Annotated in this window: 16 protein-coding genes; 7 read left to right on the plus strand and 9 right to left on the minus strand. The window is 70.5% G+C overall.

Features of this window, described 5'->3' with window-relative positions; genetic code table 11:
• Positions 1-3: 3 nt before the first annotated feature.
• From AHIS1636_RS05160 to AHIS1636_RS05170, 3 genes are all read right to left on the minus strand, one after another.
• The gene (locus tag AHIS1636_RS05160) at positions 4-1,002 is read right to left on the minus strand and encodes an ABC transporter ATP-binding protein (RefSeq protein WP_264794740.1); all 999 of its coding nucleotides are present in this window, start codon (positions 1,000-1,002) and stop codon (positions 4-6) included.
• A 217-nt stretch (positions 1,003-1,219) separates the two neighbouring features.
• Positions 1,220-2,398 carry an MFS transporter gene (locus AHIS1636_RS05165; protein ID WP_264794741.1) on the minus strand — a complete coding sequence of 393 codons (1,179 nt, stop codon included), beginning with the start codon at positions 2,396-2,398 and terminating at the stop codon, positions 1,220-1,222.
• Between the two features lie 388 nt (positions 2,399-2,786).
• Positions 2,787-3,803 (minus strand): PHP domain-containing protein, encoded by a 1,017-nt coding sequence (locus AHIS1636_RS05170; protein WP_264794742.1) that lies wholly within the window; start codon positions 3,801-3,803, stop codon positions 2,787-2,789.
• A 98-nt stretch (positions 3,804-3,901) separates the two neighbouring features.
• On the opposite strand from AHIS1636_RS05170, the gene AHIS1636_RS05175 reads away from it, so the two are divergent.
• Both AHIS1636_RS05175 and arfB read left to right on the plus strand, forming a co-directional pair.
• Complete coding sequence (locus AHIS1636_RS05175; protein WP_264794743.1) at positions 3,902-4,717, plus strand: phosphotransferase enzyme family protein; 816 nt, start codon at positions 3,902-3,904, stop codon at positions 4,715-4,717.
• 56 nt (positions 4,718-4,773) lie between these two features.
• Positions 4,774-5,196 carry an alternative ribosome rescue aminoacyl-tRNA hydrolase ArfB gene (gene arfB / locus AHIS1636_RS05180; protein WP_264794744.1) on the plus strand — a complete coding sequence of 141 codons (423 nt, stop codon included), beginning with the start codon at positions 4,774-4,776 and terminating at the stop codon, positions 5,194-5,196.
• Between the two features lie 36 nt (positions 5,197-5,232).
• Here arfB and AHIS1636_RS05185 read toward each other — a convergent pair whose 3' ends face one another.
• Positions 5,233-8,067 (minus strand): helix-turn-helix transcriptional regulator, encoded by a 2,835-nt coding sequence (locus tag AHIS1636_RS05185; protein WP_264794745.1) that lies wholly within the window; start codon positions 8,065-8,067, stop codon positions 5,233-5,235.
• A gap of 93 nt (positions 8,068-8,160) precedes the next feature.
• Positions 8,161-8,979 (minus strand): fumarylacetoacetate hydrolase family protein, encoded by an 819-nt coding sequence (locus tag AHIS1636_RS05190; protein ID WP_264794746.1) that lies wholly within the window; start codon positions 8,977-8,979, stop codon positions 8,161-8,163.
• Positions 8,980-9,193: 214 nt separating this feature from the next.
• Here AHIS1636_RS05190 and AHIS1636_RS05195 point away from each other — a divergent pair, with 214 nt between their 5' ends.
• The 3 genes from AHIS1636_RS05195 to AHIS1636_RS05205 are packed head-to-tail and all read left to right on the plus strand — an operon-like array spanning position 9,194 to position 11,951.
• Entirely contained in the window at positions 9,194-9,928 is a 735-nt protein-coding gene (locus AHIS1636_RS05195) for a DUF5058 family protein (protein WP_264794747.1), read from the plus strand.
• Between the two features lie 16 nt (positions 9,929-9,944).
• Positions 9,945-10,676 (plus strand): hypothetical protein, encoded by a 732-nt coding sequence (locus AHIS1636_RS05200; RefSeq protein WP_264794748.1) that lies wholly within the window; start codon positions 9,945-9,947, stop codon positions 10,674-10,676.
• 30 nt (positions 10,677-10,706) lie between these two features.
• Positions 10,707-11,951 (plus strand): amidohydrolase, encoded by a 1,245-nt coding sequence (locus tag AHIS1636_RS05205; RefSeq protein WP_264794749.1) that lies wholly within the window; start codon positions 10,707-10,709, stop codon positions 11,949-11,951.
• A 58-nt stretch (positions 11,952-12,009) separates the two neighbouring features.
• Here the strand turns inward: AHIS1636_RS05205 and AHIS1636_RS05210 are convergent, their stop codons facing one another.
• Positions 12,010-12,666, minus strand: a complete 657-nt coding sequence (locus AHIS1636_RS05210) for a response regulator (RefSeq protein ID WP_264794750.1) — start codon at positions 12,664-12,666, stop codon at positions 12,010-12,012.
• The gene (locus AHIS1636_RS05215) at positions 12,663-14,015 is read right to left on the minus strand and encodes a sensor histidine kinase (protein WP_264794751.1); all 1,353 of its coding nucleotides are present in this window, start codon (positions 14,013-14,015) and stop codon (positions 12,663-12,665) included. Before AHIS1636_RS05215 ends, AHIS1636_RS05210 begins: the two co-directional genes overlap by 4 nt.
• A gap of 175 nt (positions 14,016-14,190) precedes the next feature.
• Here AHIS1636_RS05215 and AHIS1636_RS05220 point away from each other — a divergent pair, with 175 nt between their 5' ends.
• Positions 14,191-15,291 (plus strand): ABC transporter permease, encoded by a 1,101-nt coding sequence (locus AHIS1636_RS05220; protein ID WP_264794752.1) that lies wholly within the window; start codon positions 14,191-14,193, stop codon positions 15,289-15,291.
• 27 nt (positions 15,292-15,318) lie between these two features.
• Positions 15,319-16,011, plus strand: coding sequence for an ABC transporter ATP-binding protein (locus AHIS1636_RS05225; RefSeq protein ID WP_264794753.1), 693 nt, complete (start codon positions 15,319-15,321; stop codon positions 16,009-16,011).
• 13 nt (positions 16,012-16,024) lie between these two features.
• On the opposite strand, the gene AHIS1636_RS05230 is transcribed toward AHIS1636_RS05225, so the two are convergent.
• Positions 16,025-17,470: a phytoene desaturase family protein gene (locus AHIS1636_RS05230; RefSeq protein WP_264794754.1), complete on the minus strand. Its 1,446-nt coding sequence runs from the start codon at positions 17,468-17,470 to the stop codon at positions 16,025-16,027.
• Positions 17,470-18,933 carry a glycosyltransferase family 87 protein gene (locus AHIS1636_RS05235; RefSeq protein ID WP_264794755.1) on the minus strand — a complete coding sequence of 488 codons (1,464 nt, stop codon included), beginning with the start codon at positions 18,931-18,933 and terminating at the stop codon, positions 17,470-17,472. Before AHIS1636_RS05235 ends, AHIS1636_RS05230 begins: the two co-directional genes overlap by 1 nt.
• Between the last annotated feature and the right edge of the window lie 67 nt (positions 18,934-19,000).

Below are 19,000 nucleotides of genomic sequence, written 5' to 3' on the forward strand. Positions count from 1 at the left end.
GCCTTACTTCCCTTCCCGGGAGGCTGCCCCGGCGCCGGCCAGGACCTCCTGCGGCCCGGCCGGAGTGTCCGTGTTGTCTCTGCTGTCGGTGTTGCCGAAGTTCTGCGAGTGATACTCGACCTCGTCCTTGGTCAGCGCCATGTAGACCTCCTCGAGCGAGGCCTGCAGCGGCGTGAGTTCGTAGACCAGGACCTGGTGGTCCAGCGCCGTCCGGGCGATGGTCCGGGCATCGACGCCGGCGATTTCCAGCAGGGCGGCGTCCCGGGTTTCGATCGTGACCCCCTCGGCGGCAAGCGCGCGGCCGAGCACCTCCGGCTGGTCCGTACGGACACGTGTGCGGAGCTGGCCGCTGCGCGCCAGGAAGTCCTGCATCGAGGCGTCCGCGATGATCCGGCCGCGGCCGATCACCAGCAGGTGGTCGGCCGTCTGGGCCATCTCGCTCATCAGGTGGGAGGACAGGAAGACGGTGCGGCCCTCGGCGGCGAGCGCACGGACCAGATTGCGGACCCAGAGCACGCCTTCGGGGTCGAGCCCGTTGACCGGCTCGTCCAGGATCACCGTCTGCGGATCCCCGAGCAGGGCGGCGGCGATACCCAGCCGCTGCCCCATGCCGAGCGAAAAACCGCCGACCCGCTTCTTGGCCACGGCGCCCAGGCCAGTCAGCTCGATGACGTCGTGGACGCGCGTCTTGCTGATGCCGTGCGTGGCTGCCATGGCGCGCAGGTGGTTGTAGGCGCTCCGCGAGGAGTGCACCGCCTTGGCGTCGAGCAGGGCGCCGACTTCGCGCAGCGGCGCCCGGTGCCCGGCGTAGTGCCGGCCGTTGACCGTGACGTCGCCGCCCGTCGGGCGGTCCAGCCCCATGATCATGCGCATCGTGGTGGACTTGCCCGCACCGTTCGGACCGAGGAAGCCGGTCACCTTGCCGGGCTGCACCGTGAAGGAAATCCCCTGCACCGCAGGTTTCTTGCCGTACATCTTGACCAGGCCGCGTGCCTCGATCATGTTTGCCGTCCTTAGTGTCGGGTTGCGGGCTACGGAGATTTCCCCGCACTGACTACGCTACGGATCAGACGGCGCGCGGTAACCGCACCACGGGATGATCTTGCCAACCGCCGTCGTACTCCTCAGGGACTACGCTATGGCGCGGGACGCACGCGCCGCTGCCGGGTGATCCCCTGAACCGCCCCTGAAAAACCCTGAGAAACCCGGGCAGACCCTGTCAGCCCCGCTCGGGCCGCTGTTCCCGGGCCGCCGGTGCCGTCAGCAGGGATGCGACCATCAGCACCGCGACGGCCAGCAGCGCGTTGCGGACGCCGATGTGTTCGCCGAGGAAGCCCAGGAACGGCGGACCGGCCAGGAAGGCCACGTAGCCCAGCGTGGAGACCACGGACACGCGCTCGGCCGCGTAGGCTCGGTCGTCCGCGGCGGCGGACATGCCCATCGGGAAGCCCAGCGCCGCGCCGGCACCCCAGAGCACGGCGCCGGCTACGGCCAGCGGCACGGAGGGGGCGAACACGAAGACCAGCAGCCCGGCGAGGGCCACGGTCATACTGGTGCGCAGCACGGCGACGCGGCCCCAGCGGTCGATGAACCGGCCGCCGACCAGCCGCAGCAAGGTCATCGCGGCGACGAAGATGCCGAACATCACCGCGCCGGTCGCCTCGGTGGCGCCGAGGCCGACCACGGTGGCTTGGGCGATCCAGTCGTTCGCGGCGCCTTCGGTGAGGGCGGCGCCAAGAACGACGACGCCGATCAGTACCGTGCGCGGCTCGCGCCAGGGGGCGAACCGGCTGCGGCGGGGCTCGCCGTCGCCGGCCCGCTCCGGCGCGTGCGGCAGGAAGTACTTCGGGACCGCGAGCAGCACCGCCGTGACGAGCACCGCCAGGCAGAGCAGGTGGACGGCGAGCTGGACGTCCAGCACGGAGAGCCAGGCGCCGATCATCGCGCCGGCGAACGCGCCGAGGCTGAAGGCGGCATGGAACTGGGGCATGATGGTCCGCAGCATCCGCCGCTCGACATCCGCACCTTCGATGTTCTGCGCCACGTCCCACCAGGCCACGCCGATCCCGTAGCAGAACAACGCGGCCGCGGCGCCGGGAGCGGACCCGGCGAAGAGAGCCAGCGCCAGGCCGGAAGCGGCGATGGCCGCGATGACGCCGCCCGCCCGGACCGTGTTGGCGGTGCCGATCCTGGCGGCGATGGGGCCGGCCAGCGGCAGCGACAGGACGGAGCCGAGTCCGAGGGCCAGCAGGAGCAGCCCGATCTCCCCCGCGGTGATGTCCAGCGCCGCCGCGGCGGCCGGGATGCGCGCGGCCCAGCTGGCGAAAACCAGCCCGTTCAGGCCGAACACTGCGAAGGTGGCGGCGGCCGCGTTCCGGGCGGCGCGATCGGCGCTCACGGGCGGCGCTTCGGGGGTGTCTTGATGCACCGTTCCAGTCTGCCATCGGCGTCCGCTGTGTCCAGCCGCAATACGAACCCCGCACCGCGGCCGGTTTTGCCCCGGACGCGCGAAATGACCTGAAGTCAGGCCTCCCCAGTAGCCAACTCACTTCAAGCCATTTCGCAAAAGCAGCCGCGAATCTCAGATGTTGCCACCTCAGCCGGTCACCCGGCCGCCCCCAAGCGGATTATGCTGCTGCCGGTTGCGGGCCGGTTTCCCTTTCCGCTTCCAACACAATTAGTGTGGCCGATCCATGGAGCGTTTGACCATAGCCTGCCACCCTAGTTCGCAAACGCTGGGGTAGCCTTGGGATCCGCCGTCACGGGGATGGGAGGCGATCCCGCATCTAGGGGGCGCACCAGTCCAGCAGCTTCGGCAGCGGCCAGGTGTTGATGATCCGCTCCGCCGGAACGCCGTTGCGGGCGGCGCGTTCGGCCCCGTACTGCAGGAAATCCAGCTGGCCCGGGGCGTGGGCGTCGCTGTCGATGCTGAAGAGGCAGCCCGCATCGAGGGCCAGCTGGATCAGGTCGTCCGGCGGGTCCTGGCGTTCGGGGCGGGAATTGATTTCGACGGCGACGCCATACTCGGCGCAGGCGGCGAATACCCGCTCGGCATCGAACTCGGACTGGGGACGGGTGCCGCGGGAGCCTTTGACGAGCCGGCCGGTGCAATGGCCGAGCACGTTGGTGTGCGGATCCGCGATGCCCTTGAGCATCCGGCGCGTCATCGGCCCCTTCTCGGCGCGCAGCTTGGAGTGCACGCTGGCCACCACCACGTCCAGCCGGTCCAGGAGTTCCGGCTCCTGGTCCAGTTCGCCGGACTCCAGGATGTCCACCTCGATCCCGGCCAGCAGGCGGAAGCCGTCTCCGCCGCCGTCGTTAATCCCCGCAACGACGTCCAGTTGCTGCTCCAGCCGCTCCGGGCTGAGCCCATTGGCGATCTTGAGGTTGGGCGAATGGTCCGTCAGGGCCAGATACTCCCGGCCCAGCCAGCGGGCGGCCGCCACCATCTCCTCGATCGGGGAGCCGCCGTCCGACCAGCTGCTGTGGCTGTGCAGGTCCCCGCGCAGCGCCGCGCGCAGCTCGGCGCCGCCCTCGGCCAGCGGTGCGGCGGAACGTTCGCGCAGCTTCGCAAGGTAGTCCGGCACCTCGCCGTCGACGGCCTGGCGGATCACCTCGAAGGTCCGCGCTCCAATCCCCTTCATGTTCTTGAGCCGGCCGTCCCTGGCCCGCGCGGCCAGGTCCTCGGGCTCCAGCGGGCCGATGGTTCCCGCGGCGCGGCGGAAGGCCTGCACCTTGAAGCTCGGGGCCAGCTCGCGCTCCAGCCAGAACGCGATCTCGTTGAGGGCGTCGACAGCATCCATGGCACCATCTTCCATCACCGGCACCGGGGCCGGGACGGGAGCCCCGAAGTCGGGCGGCGGCCGGTGGACCCCGGGCGGCGGCGGGGACAGGATGGGGTATGGCTACGGACAGAGAAGTTGAGCAGCAACTCGGCGACCAGGTCACGCACGTGGTCCGGATCGGTAACACGGTGCGCCGGCCGGTGCGCCCGTTCACGGCAACCATCCAGGCCTACCTGGGACATCTGCGGGACCGCGGTTTCTGCGACGCCCCGGTCCCGTTGGGCTACGACGACGCCGGGCGGGAGGTTTTGTCCTTCGTCCGCGGCGAGGTGCCGGTGGAACCCCTGCCCGCGCCCGCCACCGGGATGGACGTGCTGCGGTCGCTGGCCCGGCTGATCCGGCGGCTGCACGACGCCGCCGAGGGCTGGGTTCCGCCGCCGGACGCGGTCTTCGGCGGCATTCCGGGCGGCCGACCCGACGGCCTCGAGCCCCTCTTCGCAGCGCCGGAGCTGGTGTCCCACCAGGACTATTGCCCCGGGAACGTGGTGTTCCGTGCCGGCCTTCCCGCGGCGCTGATCGACTTCGACCTCGCCAGGCCCACCACGCGCGTCGCCGACTTGGCCAACGCCCTCTACTGGTGGGCGCCGTTAATGCATCCGGCGGACCGTGCCCCGTCGCTGGCGGACGCGGACATCCCGGCGCGGGTGCGCACCTTCGCGGACGCCTACGGCCTGGACCGGGAGCGGCGGCGGGTGCTCACGGACGTGGCCCTGGCCCGCAGCCGGAACGCCCTGTTGACCATGGCGGCTGCGGCCGAGGCGGACCCGGTGTTTGCGCGCTGGTGGGAAGAAGGGCTCAAGGCCAAGCTGCCGCGCGCCGAGGCCTGGTTGCGCTCAGCTGCGCGGCCGATCACTGATGCCTTGCTGGACTAACGACAGGTTGTTCCCGGGCAGGACGTCCGGCGGGGATGGTGTGCGAGGCTAGAGGCATGGATCTTGAGGTGTCGCCCGCTCTCACGATTCCCGCGGCGGAGCTCAGCTGGCGGTTCTCACGGTCCTCGGGCCCGGGCGGCCAGCACGTCAACACATCGGACAGCCGCGTCGAACTCTCATGGAATATCGACGATTCGACGGCGCTATCGGAGGGCCAGCGGCTGATCCTGGCGACGCGCCTCGGGCAACGCCTCATCACGGGAACGATCACCGTAACCGCCTCGGAGCGGCGCTCCCAGCTGCGCAATCGCGAGATCGCCTTGGCCAAGCTCCGCAGCCTTGTCGCCGAGGGCCTCGCTCCTGAAGGTCCGCGCCGCCGCGCGACCAGACCCACCCGGGGCTCGAAGCGCCGGCGCCTCGAGGCCAAGTCGCAGCGGGCGGCGACGAAACAGCTGCGCCGGCGCCCCTCTGCCGAGTAGCCCCCCCGTCCGCGGTTCCCCCGGCCGGGCCGGCTGCTAGTCCCGCGCGTCCATCGCCGGCCCGAGCTGTTTGCGCGAGGAAATTTCCAGCTTCGGATAGGACCGGGAGAGGTGCCACTCCACCGCCTTGATGGTGATGAAGAGTTCGGCGGCGATCTGCCGGTTGGTCATGCCCTTGGCGGCCAGGGAACAGACCCGGAACTCCGCCGCGGTGAGCCTGTCCGCCTTGTTCTCGGCGAGCAGCGGCAGCTGCGCCTCCTGGCCCGACAGGAGGGTACCCATCCGGCGTGCCACCGCAACGGCACCGATCCGGTTGCCGAGCACCAGCGCCTTGCGGGCCGCGCCGATTCCTTCCTGACGGTGGGCGGACAGGAAGGCGCGGTCCTCGCCCAGCAGGCAGGTCTCCGCCAGGTCCGCGAGCGCGAGGGCCTGCGCGTACCGCCCCTCGTGTGCCTCGAGCAGGCGGATGGCCTCGTGCAGCATGGGCAGTGCCGCGTCGGCCGGCTGGGCGAGGGCCGCCACGCGCAGCGTCTCGCCGGTGAGTCGGGGAGCGCCGAACGCCCGCACCCGTTCGAGCTCCTCCTCGGCCACCGCGGCGGCATATTCGATCTGGCCGCTCCGCGCGGCGGACTCGATGGCGCTGCGGTTCCAGGCATTCAACGTCGGACCCAGTCCCGGCGCAAGGTCCATCGCCGTCGTGAAGTGCTCCAGCGCTGCCGCGTGGTCCCCGTGCGCTGCCCTGACCGTCCCGTGCAGCTGCAGCGCCATGGCCTGCACCAGCGGAACCCGGTCCTGCTCCAGCGGAATCCGCGGCAGGAGCGCATCCGCGGCCTCGAGGTCGTCCCGGGCGGCGTACACGCTGGCCAGCAGGAAGGCGGCGACCTCGAGGTAGGTGCGCCAGCCGCTCTCCGCCGCCCGCAGGCTGGCTTCCAGGTCCACCTGGGCAAGCCGCAGCCGGCCGCGGTTCAGGTGGACCGAACCGCGGCAGTAGGCGAGCGTGGCATGCGCCATGACCGAGGAATTGGCCCGGGCCTCGGCGATCGCCGCATCCAGCAGTTCAAGCGCCTCCGCGTCCCGCTCGCCGGCGTTGAGCGATCCGGTGACGTAGTTGATGATGTTGGATTCGGCCCCGTTTTCCGCGAGCACCCGGCCCTTGCCGTAGGCCCGCACACCCAGCTCCCCGCTGAGCTCCGCATTTTCTCCCGTGATGGCCAGCCGCAGTGCCTCCTGGGCGAGCAGCAGGCGGTCCCCCGGGCCGTCCTCGGAAGGATCCTGGGCGAGGATCCCGGTGAGTTCGGCGGAGTACCGCTCGGCCACCTGCATCTGCTGGAAGCCCGCACCGCTGGCCAGGGCGACCACCCGCCGCCGTAATTCCGGATCCGGCTCCGGATCCTGTTCCACTTCCTGCAGGGCCTGGGCGAAGTACTTGGAGGCGCGTTCCACCTGGTTGACGTCGTAGAGGGTAACGGCGCCTTCCAGCAGCAGTTCCACGCGCTCGGCAATGCTGCCGGACAGTTCGAGCGCCGCGAGGCCGCACTTCTCCGCCTCCTCCAGCCGCCCGCTGCCGGCGTAGGAATGTGCCGCCTCGATGAGCAGTTCACGCTGCAGCTCCCGGGGCAGGCGGGACTCCGCCATCGCCCTTTCGCAGTACTGCGCGGCCAGAGCGTGGGCCCCCTGCCGGCGGGCCCGTCCGGCAGCGGCCAGCAGCGCCCGGACGCCGTCCAGGTTCCCGTCCGGCTCCGCTTTGAGCAGGTAGCCGGCGACCAGCGCGGGATCTGCTCCCTCCGCCATCAGGAGCCCCGCGGCATCGCGGTACAGCCTCGGAACCTCGTTCCCCAGGTCGGCGAGCAGCGCCTCGCCCACCAGCGCGTGCTGGATGGCCGGCCTCGGCTTGGCCGCCGCGAGGAAACGTTCACTGCGGAGGCGGTCGAGGACCGCGCCGAGGCTCTCCCCTTGGGGCTTGGCCATCGCCTTCAGCCGCGGCATTGTGGCGTCTTTGCCCAGTACGACGACGGCGCTCAGCACCGCGCGCTCCTCCTCCGCCAGCCGGCGGAGGCGCTCCCGGAGGACGCTCTCCTCGCTTCCGGTATCCTCCGGCGGGGCCGCGGCGACGTCACGCTCCAGCAGCTCCTCGACGAAGAACGGCACGCCGCCGCTGGCTGCCTGCACCCGTTCTGCGTTGACCCGGGCCGCGGTGGCCTGGCGTTCCATGATCCAGGACTCGATCGCGCCGGAGGTCAGCGGCTTCAGCTGCCAGTGCAGCGGCACGCCGGACACGCTTTCCTTGCCGGTCTGCGAGCCGTTCACCCGAAGCAGGTCCGCGGTGTCCAGCCCCTCCGGGTGCTCCGCGCCCGGCCCCGTCCGCACGCCGCGCAGGAGCAGCACCGGTACGTCGATCAGGAGGCTGCCGATGTCCAGCAGCACTGCGAGCGAGAGCTCGTCCAGCCACTGGGCGTCATCCACGGCCGCCACGATGGGCCGCGTCTGGCTGCGGGACCGCAGCACCCACGCGGCGGAATAGCTGAGGGCATCACGTTCCGCGGGCACGCCGGTCGAGGCGACGAACTTGTGCAGCATGGCGCCCTGCCCGTCGAAGGGCGCGGAGCCGGCGGGAATCCGCTGGACCAGCGGCGCGAACCATTGCCACAACATGGCCCCGGGCAGCTGCCGCCGCGCATCGCCGGTGGCGCGCAGGACCTTCCAGCCCCGCGAGGCGGCATCGGTGCAGATGGCGTCCAGCACGGAAGTCTTGCCGATCCCGGAGGGCCCGCTGATGATCAGCTCCGCATCCCGGCCGGCGGCCACCGAGGCGGCCAGCGCATGCCAGTGCGCGAGCTCCTCATCCCGCCCGAAAAGCCGTGGCTGTCCCATAGACCCGATAGTATGGCCCGGCTCCGACAAATTGTTATTGATGCGTCACTTTAACGCGCCGCGAGTCTCCTCCTGATTCACGTTTCGTTCGGATTATTCCTCCGGCACGCAGCGGTTCCGCAGCTCGCCGATCCCTTCGATGCGCGTGACCAGTTCCGCCCCGGCCGGAATCCATTCGCGAGGCCTGCGCGCAAGCCCGACCCCGGCCGGCGTGCCGGTTGCGATAAGGTCGCCCGGCTCCAAAGTCATGAACTGGCTGATATAGGAGACCAGCGTGGCGCAGGAAAAGATCAGGTCCGCCGTGGTGCCCGACTGCTTCTGCACGCCGTCGAGCTCGCATTCGACCGCCAGGCCCTTCTCCGGGTCCAGTTCGTCTGCGGTAACGACGACGGGACCGACCGGGGTCATGCGGTCCCAGTTCTTGCCTTGGAACCACTCGGACGTGCGGCCCTGCCAGTCACGGACGGAAACGTCGTTCATCACGGTGTAGCCGGCGATGGCGTCCTTCGCCTCCGCCTCGTCCGCCTTACGCACGGCCCGGCCGATGACGACGGCCAGCTCGGCCTCCCAGTCGATCTTGCTGCTGGCCTGCGGCATGACGACGTCGTCCGCCGGGCCCACCAGGGAGTTGTGGAACTTGGTGAAGATGGTCGGGTACTTCGGGACCTCCTGCCCGACCTCTTCGGCGTGCGCGTAGTAGTTGAGTCCGGCGCAGAGGATCTTGCCGGGCCGCAGGATGGGCATGGCCAGCTCATTGGCGTCCGGCGCCGGTCCCGGCTCTCCCGCCACGTTCCTCCAGTCACTGCGGGCCAGCAGCTCGCCGACATCCTTGGCGGGAAGGTAGGCCGTGCCGGCTTCGTCCTGCCGGAAGGCCTGCGTGGTCCCGTCCCGCCGCACCGTACCCAGGCGCATCCGGTCCTCCTGTCCGCGGCCCAAGCGCCGCCGTCGTATTGTCCGTTGGTAACCGTCATGGCTGGTGGCGGGGATAACCCGCCCCTGTGGCAGACTACCCGCTCGGACGCGCGCCTCCAGAGCCGAAAGTCGCCTCGAGGTGTTGACCTGCGGACATTCCGGCGCGCTTCATTGATACAACCGGAAACGGTCTGGACCATCCTGGGAGCGCGTTATGCATCCTGCTGTGATAGACCCCAACTCGACCGAGATCCTGCCGGTGGCCTTCCACCCCGTGCTGTGGGTGGCGGCGGCCGGTGTCTTCGCCGTCATCATCCTGCAGTCGGTGATCTACCTCCGGGCCATCCGCAAGGCCGGCGCGGAGGCCCGCCTGACCGATCGGCAGGTGGGCCGCGCCGTCCGTGCAGGCGCCGTGGCGGCCATCGGTCCCTCGCTGGCCGTCGCGCTGGTGGCGGTCTCCCTGCTGCCGCTGTTCGGCACCCCGGCGGTGCTGACCCGCATCGGCCTGGTGGGTTCGGCTGCCTTCGATGTCGCGGCCGCGGGCCTCGCGGCCGGAACCCAGGGCGCCCAGCTCGGCGGTCCGACCTACACGCAGAAGGTCTTCGCAATCGGCTTCGCCGCAATGACGCTCGGGGGACTCGTGTGGATGGTCACGGCGCTCATCCTCACCCCGATCCTGTCCAGGGGCGACAAGGCCCTGCGCAGGGTGAATCCGGCGGTCATGACCGTCGTGCCCGCGGCGGCCCTGCTCGCGGCGTTCTTCACCCTCGCCTTCGCCGAGACGGTGAAGTCGCCGGTCCATCTAGTGACCCTGCTCGTCTCGGCCGCCGTGATGGGCCTGTGCCTGCTCGGGGCCAAGTACCTCAAGAAGTCATGGCTGCACGAGTGGGGGCTCGGGATCGCGATCGTCGTGGCCCTGGCCGTCGCCTATTTCATGACCGCCACGTGAGAGGCCAGGAAACCACATGTCATCGCGAACCAGCAACGCGCCGCTGACAGGGCTCGCCCAGTTCGACCGCACCACGTCCATCTGGGGCCCCATCACCCTGGCGCTCGGCTTCCTCGTCTCCCTCGGCGCCGCACTCTTCGTCGCCTTCGGCACCGGACTGGGTATCACCGCCGCAGAGTTGTGGAAGGCCGTCGGCCTCGTCATCGTGACCTTCGGCGTCATCGCGGTCGTCGAGCCGATTGCCTACTATCCGATCCTCGGGCGCTCCGCGATGTACCAGGCGTTCATGATCGGCAACATCGCGAACAAGCTGCTGCCGGCGGCCCTCATCGCCCAGACCGACCTGGGCGAGAAACCCGGGACGCGCCGTGCCGAACTCATCGCGGGCGCCGCGATCATCGGCGCGGCGTTCATCCACCTCATCACGCTCGTGGTCCTCGTGGGCATCCTCGGCACGTTGCTTCTTGCAGCCATGCCGCCGGACCTCGTCGCCATCGCGCGGCTCTACATCCTTCCGGCGGTGTTCGGTGCCGTGACGGTCCAGGCCGTCGTCACGATGAAGAACGTGCGCATCACCGTCATTGCCGCTGTCATTGCGGCGCTCCTCGTGTTCGTCGTCGTTCCGCTGGTCCCGGCGCTGGCGAACCTGGCCACCGCCTCGGCCGTCGTCATCGCGATCGTCGCCGCCTGGTTCCTCCGGAAGCGCACGGAGGGTCCGCCAGCCGCGCCGCAGTCCATCGGCCACTGACGTCCCAGCCACCATTCCGAGAGGCCTCCTATGGCACAGGCTGACACCGTCCCCCTCGCCCCCCGCATCACGGTCTCCCCCGGCTTCCTCGCCGAGCACCTCGAGCTGTACAAGGCCTTCCACCGCGCGCCGGAGCTGTCGTCCCAGGAGTACCGGACCGCCGCGGCCATCGAGCGGCGCCTCGACGAGCTCGGCATCGAGCACTTCCGCAGCGGCGGGACCGGCGTCGTCGGACTCTTAGGCAACGGCGAGGGGCCGGTCATCGGTTTCCGCGCCGACACCGACGGCCTGCCGATTGCCGAGGAGACCGGGCTGGGCTACGCGAGCACCGCGACGGGGACCCTTCCGGACGGCAGCACCGCCCCGGTCATGCACGGCTGCGGCCACGACACCCACATCACGGACGCCCTCGCCGCCGCCGCGTACCTCGCGGCCAACCGCGACACCTGGGCCGGTACCGTCGTCCTCCTCTTCCAACCCGCCGAGGAAACCGCGGCGGGAGCCAAAGCCATGGTCGACGACGGACTCTGGGACCGTGCACCCCGTCCGGAAGTTGTCCTGGCCCAGCACGTCATGCCCCAGCGGTCCGGCACCGTGACGCTTCGCCCCGGGCACATGGCCAGCCTTGCCGACTCGTGGCGCATCACGGTCCGCGGCCGCCAGGCGCACGGCTCGCAGCCGGAGAAATCGATCGATCCGATCGTCGCGGCGGCAGCCATGGTCCTGCGCCTGCAGACCATCGTCTCGCGCGAGCTTTCGCCCACTAAGCCGGCCGTGGTGACGGTCGGGACGTTCCATGCGGGGCTGAAGGAGAACATCATTCCGGAGACCGCCGAGTTCAGCCTCAACGTCCGCACGCCGGACGAGGAGACCCGCCTCCAGGTCCTCGCCGCCATCCGGCGGATCATCAGCGCAGAGGCCGCCGCGTCCGGGATCGGCGAGCCTGACATCGTGGAGATCAACCGCTTCCCGCGGCTCTTCAACGACGCCGGGCACACCGAGCGGGTGACGTCCGCCTTCCGCGAGGCCTTCGGCGAAGAGTCGATCGTCAGCGCCCCGCTCGGCAGGGGCTCGGAGGACGCCGGCTGGCTCGGCGACGCAATCGGTGTACCCGTGGTCTTCTGGGCCTTCGGCGCGTTCCCGCCTGAACAGTTCGAGGACGGGAAAATGCCCCCAGGCAACCACCACCCCGGCTTCGCTCCGGACGCCGAGGCAGCCATCGCACACGGGACGGCCGCCGCGCTCACCGCGCTGCTCGCCTACGTGGGGCGGTGAGCGGCGCTACCCGACAGCGGTTCCCAGGACGGGTGGCCCTGTGAGGTGCTGCGCTGCCTCAGCGGCTCCGGATGATTCGGCGCCGGGAGGCTTCCGCGATCGCCGCGGTGCGGTTGTCCACGCCGAGCTTGGCGTAGATGTGGACCAGGTGGGTCTTGACGGTCGCTTCGGAGATGAACAGCGCCCGGGCCATCTCCCTGTTGGCCATGCCGGTGGCGAGCAGCTCGACCAGCTGGACCTCGCGTGCGCTCAGGGCCGGCCGCGGATTCCGGATCCGGCCCAGCAGCCGGGCGGCCACCTCCGGCGCCAAGGCGGTTGCGCCCGAAGCGGCGGCCAGCACGGCCTCCCGGATCTTCTCCGGCTCGGCGTCCTTGAGCATGTAGCCGGCGGCCCCGGCTTCGACCGCGGCGAGGATATCGGCGTCCGTGTCATAGGTGGTCAGCACCAGCACGGGCGGGCCGGGCCGGCCGGCTGCGGCGTGGTCGCGGATCCGGGCGGTCGCGGTCACGCCGTCCATGCCGTCGCCCATCTGCAGGTCCATCAGCACCACGTCGGCGGCTTCGCCGACTGCCGCGAGCCGGTCGATCTCGCGCAGCGCGCCGGCACCGTCCGCAGCCTCGGCCACCACCGCCATGCCCTCGAATCCGGAGAGCATGGCGCGCAGCCCGGCCCGCACTACCGGATGGTCGTCGACCAGCAGGATCCGCACGCTCATCCGGCAGCCTCGGGCCCGTTCCGGAGCGGGAGCCGCACGGCAACCACGGTCCCCTCCCCGGGGGCCGACTCGACCTGCAGGCTCCCGTGCAGTGCGGCAACCCGCTCCCGCAGCGAGGGCAGCCCGTACCCGCAGCCGTCAACCCGCGCGGATACGGCCTGCGGATCAAAGCCCCTGCCGTCGTCGTAAATGTCCAAGGTGACGTCCTCCTCGAGGTAGCTAAGGGTAACGACGGCGGTGCTCGCGCGGGCGTGGGCCAGCACGTTGGCGAGGCTCGCCTGGGCGGCACGCAGCAGGGCGACCTCGTAGGGCGGAGGCAGCGGTTCGCCGTCCCCTTCCTGGCTGAACCGGCAGGCCAGCCGGACACCAAGAGCGGCGGCCCGGCGCTCCGTAGCCGCGCAAAGCCTGGCCAGGCTCTGCTCCAGCGCGCTGCCGCCGTCCGGCCGCGGCAGCAGCTGCGGGGAGGACAGGCCACGGAGGAAGCGCCGGGCCTCGGCCAGGTTCTCTGCGGCCGTAGCGCCGATCAGGTCCAGCTGGCCGGCCGCGGCCTCCGCCCGCCCGGCGGCGAGTTCCGCCGCCGCACTGCGGGAGACGAGGACAATGCTCGAGAGCCCTTGGGCCAGCGTGTCGTGGATCTCCGCTGCCAGCCGTCCGCGTTCGGCGAGCACCCCGGCCTCGTGCTGGGACCGGGCGAGCTCCGCGCGGGTGCTGTGCAGTTCCGCGAGCGCCCGCCGCTGGTTCCGGCCGTCCAGATACAGCGCCCGGTACGCCATGCCCATGAACACGGCGAATACAGCGCCGACCATGGGCCCGATCACCATGGCGGGCTCCAACCCGCCGTGGTGCCACCACTGGGAAGCCATTACGACGCCGGTCAGCACGCCGACCGCGAACACCGCGTGGGCGGTCCTGAGCACATGCAGGTGCAGGAAGAACAGCGGGAAGGCCAGCCAGGCGAAGTCCCCGCTAATGGCCACCAGCGCGGCCCACAGCAGCGTGACCGCCGCCAGCCACCAGGGTGCATAGCGGGCAGGATCGGGGCCCGTTCCCCCCGCGCTGTGCCGCTTCTCCGCCAGCGTCCCCGCGAGGTACACGACCGCCAGCAGGGCGGCGAGCGCCAGGGCAAGCCAGCTCTGCGGTGCATGCGGCGCGGAGGCCACGGTAAGGACAGCACCGAAGGCCAGCAGCCCGGCAAAGCCGACGTGGAGCCCGACCCGCAGCACCCGCAGGACGAGGGCGCCGGCGGACGCCGGTTCGGCGGATCCGAATCCGGCCGACGGTTCCGCCGGTCCCGGCACCGGGCGCGCAGGATCCGCCCGCCGCTCCGCGTGCACGATCGGGTCAGCCATCCTCCCAGCGTATCCAGCGCTGCCGGACCGGGCATCCACCATTCGGTTGATTACCGGATCAACCACCCGGCGCCGCGGGACCAGCCGCCTGCCCGATGTGCCCGCCCGGCGCGCACGGCAGGCTGGTAACGGCTGCGGAGATCCCGCCAGTCGCTCACCGAAAGAAGGTACTGCCGTGTTCCTGGCACAGCGGGACATCCGGTTCGCCAAGGGCCGTTTCGCCCTGATGGGCGCCGTCGTCGCCCTCATAACTTTGCTGCTCGTCATGCTCTCGGGCCTCACCGCCGGTCTCGGCAACCAGTCCGTCTCTGCCATCGCCAACCTGGCCCCCGCCGCTAACGCCGTCGTCTTCGGAGCCCCGGAAGGCAGCGCCCCCGAGGCCTCCTACACAGAGTCCGAGGTGACGGCGGCGCAGCTGCAGGCGTGGCAGGGCAGCCGCGGGGTGATGCACGCGGAACCGTTCGGCATCGCACAGACCCGCCTGTCCGCCCGAGGCTCCGCCAGCGTCGCGGTTTTCGGCGCCGTTCCGGGCGGCCGGCTCGCTCCCGCAGAGGTGGCGGACGGCGCACTGGTCCTTAGCCGGACGGCCGCGGAGGAACTGGACGCAGCCGCCGGGCACTCCGTGGAGCTCGGCGGCCGGACCTTCGAGATCGCAGCCATCGCCGAAGACCAGTGGTACTCGCACACTCCGGTGGCCTGGACCTCCCTCTCGGACTGGCAGCGCATTGCGCACATTGACGACGGCGGTGCCTCCTCGGGACCGATCGCCACCGCGCTGGCGGTGGAGCTCGCCGACGGCAAGCCGGAAGGGACCGCCGCGCAGGCGGCGAACAGGGCGGCCAACACCGTGACGGCCTCCGTCACCGGTTCCTTCCAGGCGCTGGGATCGTTCAAGAGCGAAAACGGCTCCCTGCTGCTGATGCAAGGCTTCCTCTACGGCATCTCGGCGCTGGTCATCGTCGCCTTCCTGACGGTCTGGACCATCCAGCGCACCCGCGACATCGCGGTCCTCAAGGCGATGGGCGCGACCAACGGCTACCTGCTGCGGGATGCCCTGGCCCAGGCCGGGCTGGTTCTCGGTGCCGGGGCCGCAGCCGGCGGGCTGGCCGGGGTGCTGGGCGGCCTTCTCGCCGGGCAGTCCGCGCCCTTCCTGCTCACCGCCGCCAGCACGCTGGTGCCGATCACCGTCATCATCCTGCTCGGAATGGCCGGCGCGGCCCTCGCCGTCCGCCGCGTCACCGCCGTCGACCCCCTCACCGCCCTCGGCGGCAACTGACCAACGTGCTATGCCAAGGAGGCACCTATGATTCCCGCCCTCACCCTCATCGACACCACGCTGGAATACCCGGACGGCTCCGGCAGCATCAAGGCCTTGGATTGCGTTAGCCTGTCCCTCCGGGCCGGCCGGATCATGTCCCTGACCGGCCCCTCGGGCTCCGGAAAGTCCTCGCTCCTGGCCGTCGCCGCCACCTTGGTCCGGCCCACCGCCGGCCGGGTCCTGTTCCAGGGGATCGACACCGGGGCGCTCCCGGCCAGCGAGACCGCCGCGCTCAGAAGGGAGGGCATCGGCATCGTCTTCCAGCAGCCGAACCTGCTCCCTTCGCTCACGGCGCTGGAGCAGCTGCAGCTTGCCGGCCATATCCGCGGCGAAGCCCCGCCGAAGTCGGCGGCCCGGGCCCGGGATCTGCTGGACCGGGTGGGTCTTGTCGGCTCCACGGGCCGACGCCCGCACGAGCTCTCCGGCGGGCAGCGCCAGCGGGTGAACATTGCCCGCGCGCTGATGGGCCGCCCGCGGGTCCTGCTGGTGGACGAACCCACCGCCGCGCTGGACCATGAGCGCTCCGAGGCTATCGTCCGGCTACTGGTCCAGGTGACCCGCGAGTACAATTTGGCGACCCTCTTGGTCACCCACGACACCGAATACGTGCAGTTCACGGACGCCGAGGCGAGCATGCGCGACGGCCGGCTCGCGGCGCCGCAATCGATAGCCCGCTGACCGATGCCGAAAGCTACGGTTTCAGCGAAGGCATGGGCAGGCCGAAGACGTCCTCCAGCGCCTGACGGGCCGCGTGGTAGCCGGCCATGCCATGCACCCCCGGGCCCGGCGGAGTGGCGGCGGAGCAGAGGTAGACGCCGCCGAGCGGGGTCTTCCAGGGCTTGGTCCCGGCAACGGGACGCGCCAGCAGCTGGCGGATATTCACGGCGCCGGTGCCGAAGTCCCCGCCCACGTAGTTGGGGTTGTAGGCCTGGTAGTCCATGGCGCTCATGCCGCGGGAGGCGACAACGACGTCGGAGAAGCCCGGCGCCGCTTCCTCCAGTTGTGCAGTGATCACGCCGGTCATGTCCAGCGTGGAACCCTGCGGTACATGGCAGTAGGCCCAGAGGATGTGCCGTCCGGCCGGGGCGCGGGTGGAATCGAAGACGCTGGGCTGGGAGACCAGCACGAAGGGCTTGGCGGCGTGCCGGCCGCGGGCGATCTCGCGCTCCGAGGCCGCCACCTCGTAGCGCGTGCCGCCGAGGTGCACCGTGCCGGCTCGGGCGAGGTCGGGCTCGGCCCACGGCACCGGTTCGGACAGGATGAAGTCCACCTTCGCCGCACCAGGCCCGTAGCTGTAGCCATCCAGGGCAGCGGTGTAGCTGCGGGGCAGGCGGCCGCCAGCCAGCCGGAGCAGTTCCTGCGGCGCGGTATCCAGCAGGATGGCGTCCGCGTCGGTCAGGTCGGCCAGCGAATCCACCCGGTGCCCGGTGACGATGCGGCCGCCGTGCGCGGCCACGTCCTGCACCATCGCGTCGATGATCGCCTGCGAACCGCCGACCGGGAGCGGATAGCCGACGGCGTGGGCCAGGGAGCCGAGCATCAGCCCCGCGCCCGCCGAGACCAGCCGCCGGATCCCGCCCGGAGTGTGGGCGGCCACCCCGGAGAGCAGGGCCGGAGCGAAGTATTCCTTGAACCGCATATCCCACCAGGGGCTGCCCTGCTCCAGGGTGCCCAGTCCATAGCGGAGGGCCGCGACGGGATGGCGCGGCACGCGCAGCAGCTGGTTCATAGTCAGGTCCAGCAGTTCGGCGGAGTGGCTGGCCAGCGGTTCCATCAGCGCCCGGTACGCGGTGCCGTCGACCCCGAGCCGCTCGGCCGTCCGGTCGACATCCTGGTAGGCGAACGCGACGTGGTCCGGCCGGACGACGTGGGCAAAGGCGATTTCGGGGCGGATCATCTCGACCCGATCGGCCAGGCCGAACTCGCGGAAGAACGGTGCAGCCACCGCCATTGGATGCACGGCGGAGCATACGTCATGCCGGTGCCCGGGCTCGATGAGTTCCATCGTCCGGGCTCCACCGCCGGGGGTGGAGGCGGCCTCGAAGACGCTGACCTCCAGCCCGGCCCGGGCCATGATTACGGCAGCCGCCAGTCCGTTGGGCCCGGCCCCTACCACTGCCACCTGTCCGCGTGCCATCAGTCCTGCCTTCCCTCCGCCGCGCTGCGTATGGGTTGTGCGCGATAGCGCCAGTCCAGCACAAATCTGTCCGGCGCGATATCGAATGGCCCGCCTTGCGGGTCATCGACGTCCAGCCGCCGCACTACGTCATGCTCCGGCTGGTGCATGGAGCGGGCCACCCTGAACATGAGATATGCCGTGGCGGCAATATGTCCCAGCACGGCAAAAACATAGTAGGGAGTGTCGATGTTGTGCTGCGGCTCCCCGCCGCTGGTGATCCGGCCGAGGTACATCCAGATGGCCCACCAGTGGAGCACCTCGAAGAACTGCCAGAGCAGGAAGTCGCGCCAGCGCGGATGCGCCAGCGCGGCGAGGGGAACCAGCCAGACCACGAACTGCGGCGAGTAGACCTTATTGGTCAGTACGAACGCGGAAACGACCAGGAAGACAATGCCGGCCAGCCGCGGACGGCGCGGAGCCGAGAGGACCAGCACCCCGATGGCCAGGCAGGCCGCCAGGAACAACAGGAGCGAGAGCGTATTCGCCGGGCCCGGCCCCAGTTGCGGCAGCCCGCCGCGCTCGGCCGTGACGTTGTAGGCGTACCAGAGGGATGAATAGCCGGCCTCGCGGTCCCGGGTATAGCCAAGGAAGTGCGACCAGGACTCAAAACCGGAGACCATGAAGGGGACGTTGACCAGCAGCCAGGCTGCCGCGGCCGAACCTCCCGTGACCAGCAGCGGCCGGTACCTGCCCGTGCGCATCGCGAGGAGGAGGACGGCGCCGAGCATCAGTACGGGGTAGACCTTGAGGGCGGCCCCGAGCCCGATCAGCACGCCCGCCGCCACCAGCCGCCCCCGTGCGAAACAAAGCATGGCCAGGGCCAGCACCATCGCCGGCCAGAGGTCCCAGTTGACGGTGCCGGCCAGCACGATGCCCGGGGCCACCGCGATCATCGCCGCGTCCCAAGGCCGCCGATGGCTCATCCGGGCCGTGGCTATGACGGTGATGATCCAGACCACCGCGGCCAACGTGGCATTGACGTCGAAGTAGGCCAGGGTGCGCTCCGGCGACGCCCCGGAGCCCGGCACCAGCAAGGCCGTCGCCCCGGCCAGCAGGCCCATCAGGACGGGATATTCGAAGGAACTGCCCGGCGTTATGAACGGCAGCACGCCGTCGGCCAGGCCGCGGGAATCGAACAGCACCGGCCAATCCGAATAGCAGCCCATGTAGAAATAGTCGGGCAGCGCCCAGCCAGCCACCCGGCACGGCGTCTTGGCCAGCACCGACAGCAGCGCGGCCAGCGTCGTCAGCAGGATCAGCACGCGTTCCACGGTGAAGAAGCCGGGCCGGACGATCCCGGGTGCGGTGCGGCGCCCCAGCGGGCCACCGGCCGATTCGGTCAACCGCCTCAGCAGCGGGTCATTGCGGCTGGGCACCACGATGCGCAGCGGCAGGCGACGGCGGGAGGAGTGCCCGGGCATGGCATCAACACTACTTGCGCCGGCTGGTTATCACCGCAGGTTAACAAAACGTTGACTGGCGGCCACC

This window comes from Arthrobacter mangrovi, assembly GCF_026011795.1.
Classification (GTDB): Bacteria; Actinomycetota; Actinomycetes; order Actinomycetales; family Micrococcaceae; genus Crystallibacter; species Crystallibacter mangrovi.

Coding starts and splice junctions, on each gene's coding strand:
- AHIS1636_RS05160 (WP_264794740.1), bottom strand. CDS start 1,002: ATGATCGAGGCACGCGGCCTGGTCAAGATGTACGGCAAGAAACCTGCG.
- AHIS1636_RS05170 (WP_264794742.1), bottom strand. CDS start 3,803: ATGGATGCTGTCGACGCCCTCAACGAGATCGCGTTCTGGCTGGAGCGC.
- AHIS1636_RS05175 (WP_264794743.1), top strand. CDS start 3,902: ATGGCTACGGACAGAGAAGTTGAGCAGCAACTCGGCGACCAGGTCACG.
- arfB (WP_264794744.1), top strand. CDS start 4,774: ATGGATCTTGAGGTGTCGCCCGCTCTCACGATTCCCGCGGCGGAGCTC.
- AHIS1636_RS05185 (WP_264794745.1), bottom strand. CDS start 8,067: ATGGGACAGCCACGGCTTTTCGGGCGGGATGAGGAGCTCGCGCACTGG.
- AHIS1636_RS05190 (WP_264794746.1), bottom strand. CDS start 8,979: ATGCGCCTGGGTACGGTGCGGCGGGACGGGACCACGCAGGCCTTCCGG.
- AHIS1636_RS05195 (WP_264794747.1), top strand. CDS start 9,194: ATGCATCCTGCTGTGATAGACCCCAACTCGACCGAGATCCTGCCGGTG.
- AHIS1636_RS05200 (WP_264794748.1), top strand. CDS start 9,945: ATGTCATCGCGAACCAGCAACGCGCCGCTGACAGGGCTCGCCCAGTTC.
- AHIS1636_RS05205 (WP_264794749.1), top strand. CDS start 10,707: ATGGCACAGGCTGACACCGTCCCCCTCGCCCCCCGCATCACGGTCTCC.
- AHIS1636_RS05210 (WP_264794750.1), bottom strand. CDS start 12,666: ATGAGCGTGCGGATCCTGCTGGTCGACGACCATCCGGTAGTGCGGGCC.
- AHIS1636_RS05215 (WP_264794751.1), bottom strand. CDS start 14,015: ATGGCTGACCCGATCGTGCACGCGGAGCGGCGGGCGGATCCTGCGCGC.
- AHIS1636_RS05225 (WP_264794753.1), top strand. CDS start 15,319: ATGATTCCCGCCCTCACCCTCATCGACACCACGCTGGAATACCCGGAC.
- AHIS1636_RS05230 (WP_264794754.1), bottom strand. CDS start 17,470: ATGGCACGCGGACAGGTGGCAGTGGTAGGGGCCGGGCCCAACGGACTG.
- AHIS1636_RS05235 (WP_264794755.1), bottom strand. CDS start 18,933: ATGCCCGGGCACTCCTCCCGCCGTCGCCTGCCGCTGCGCATCGTGGTG.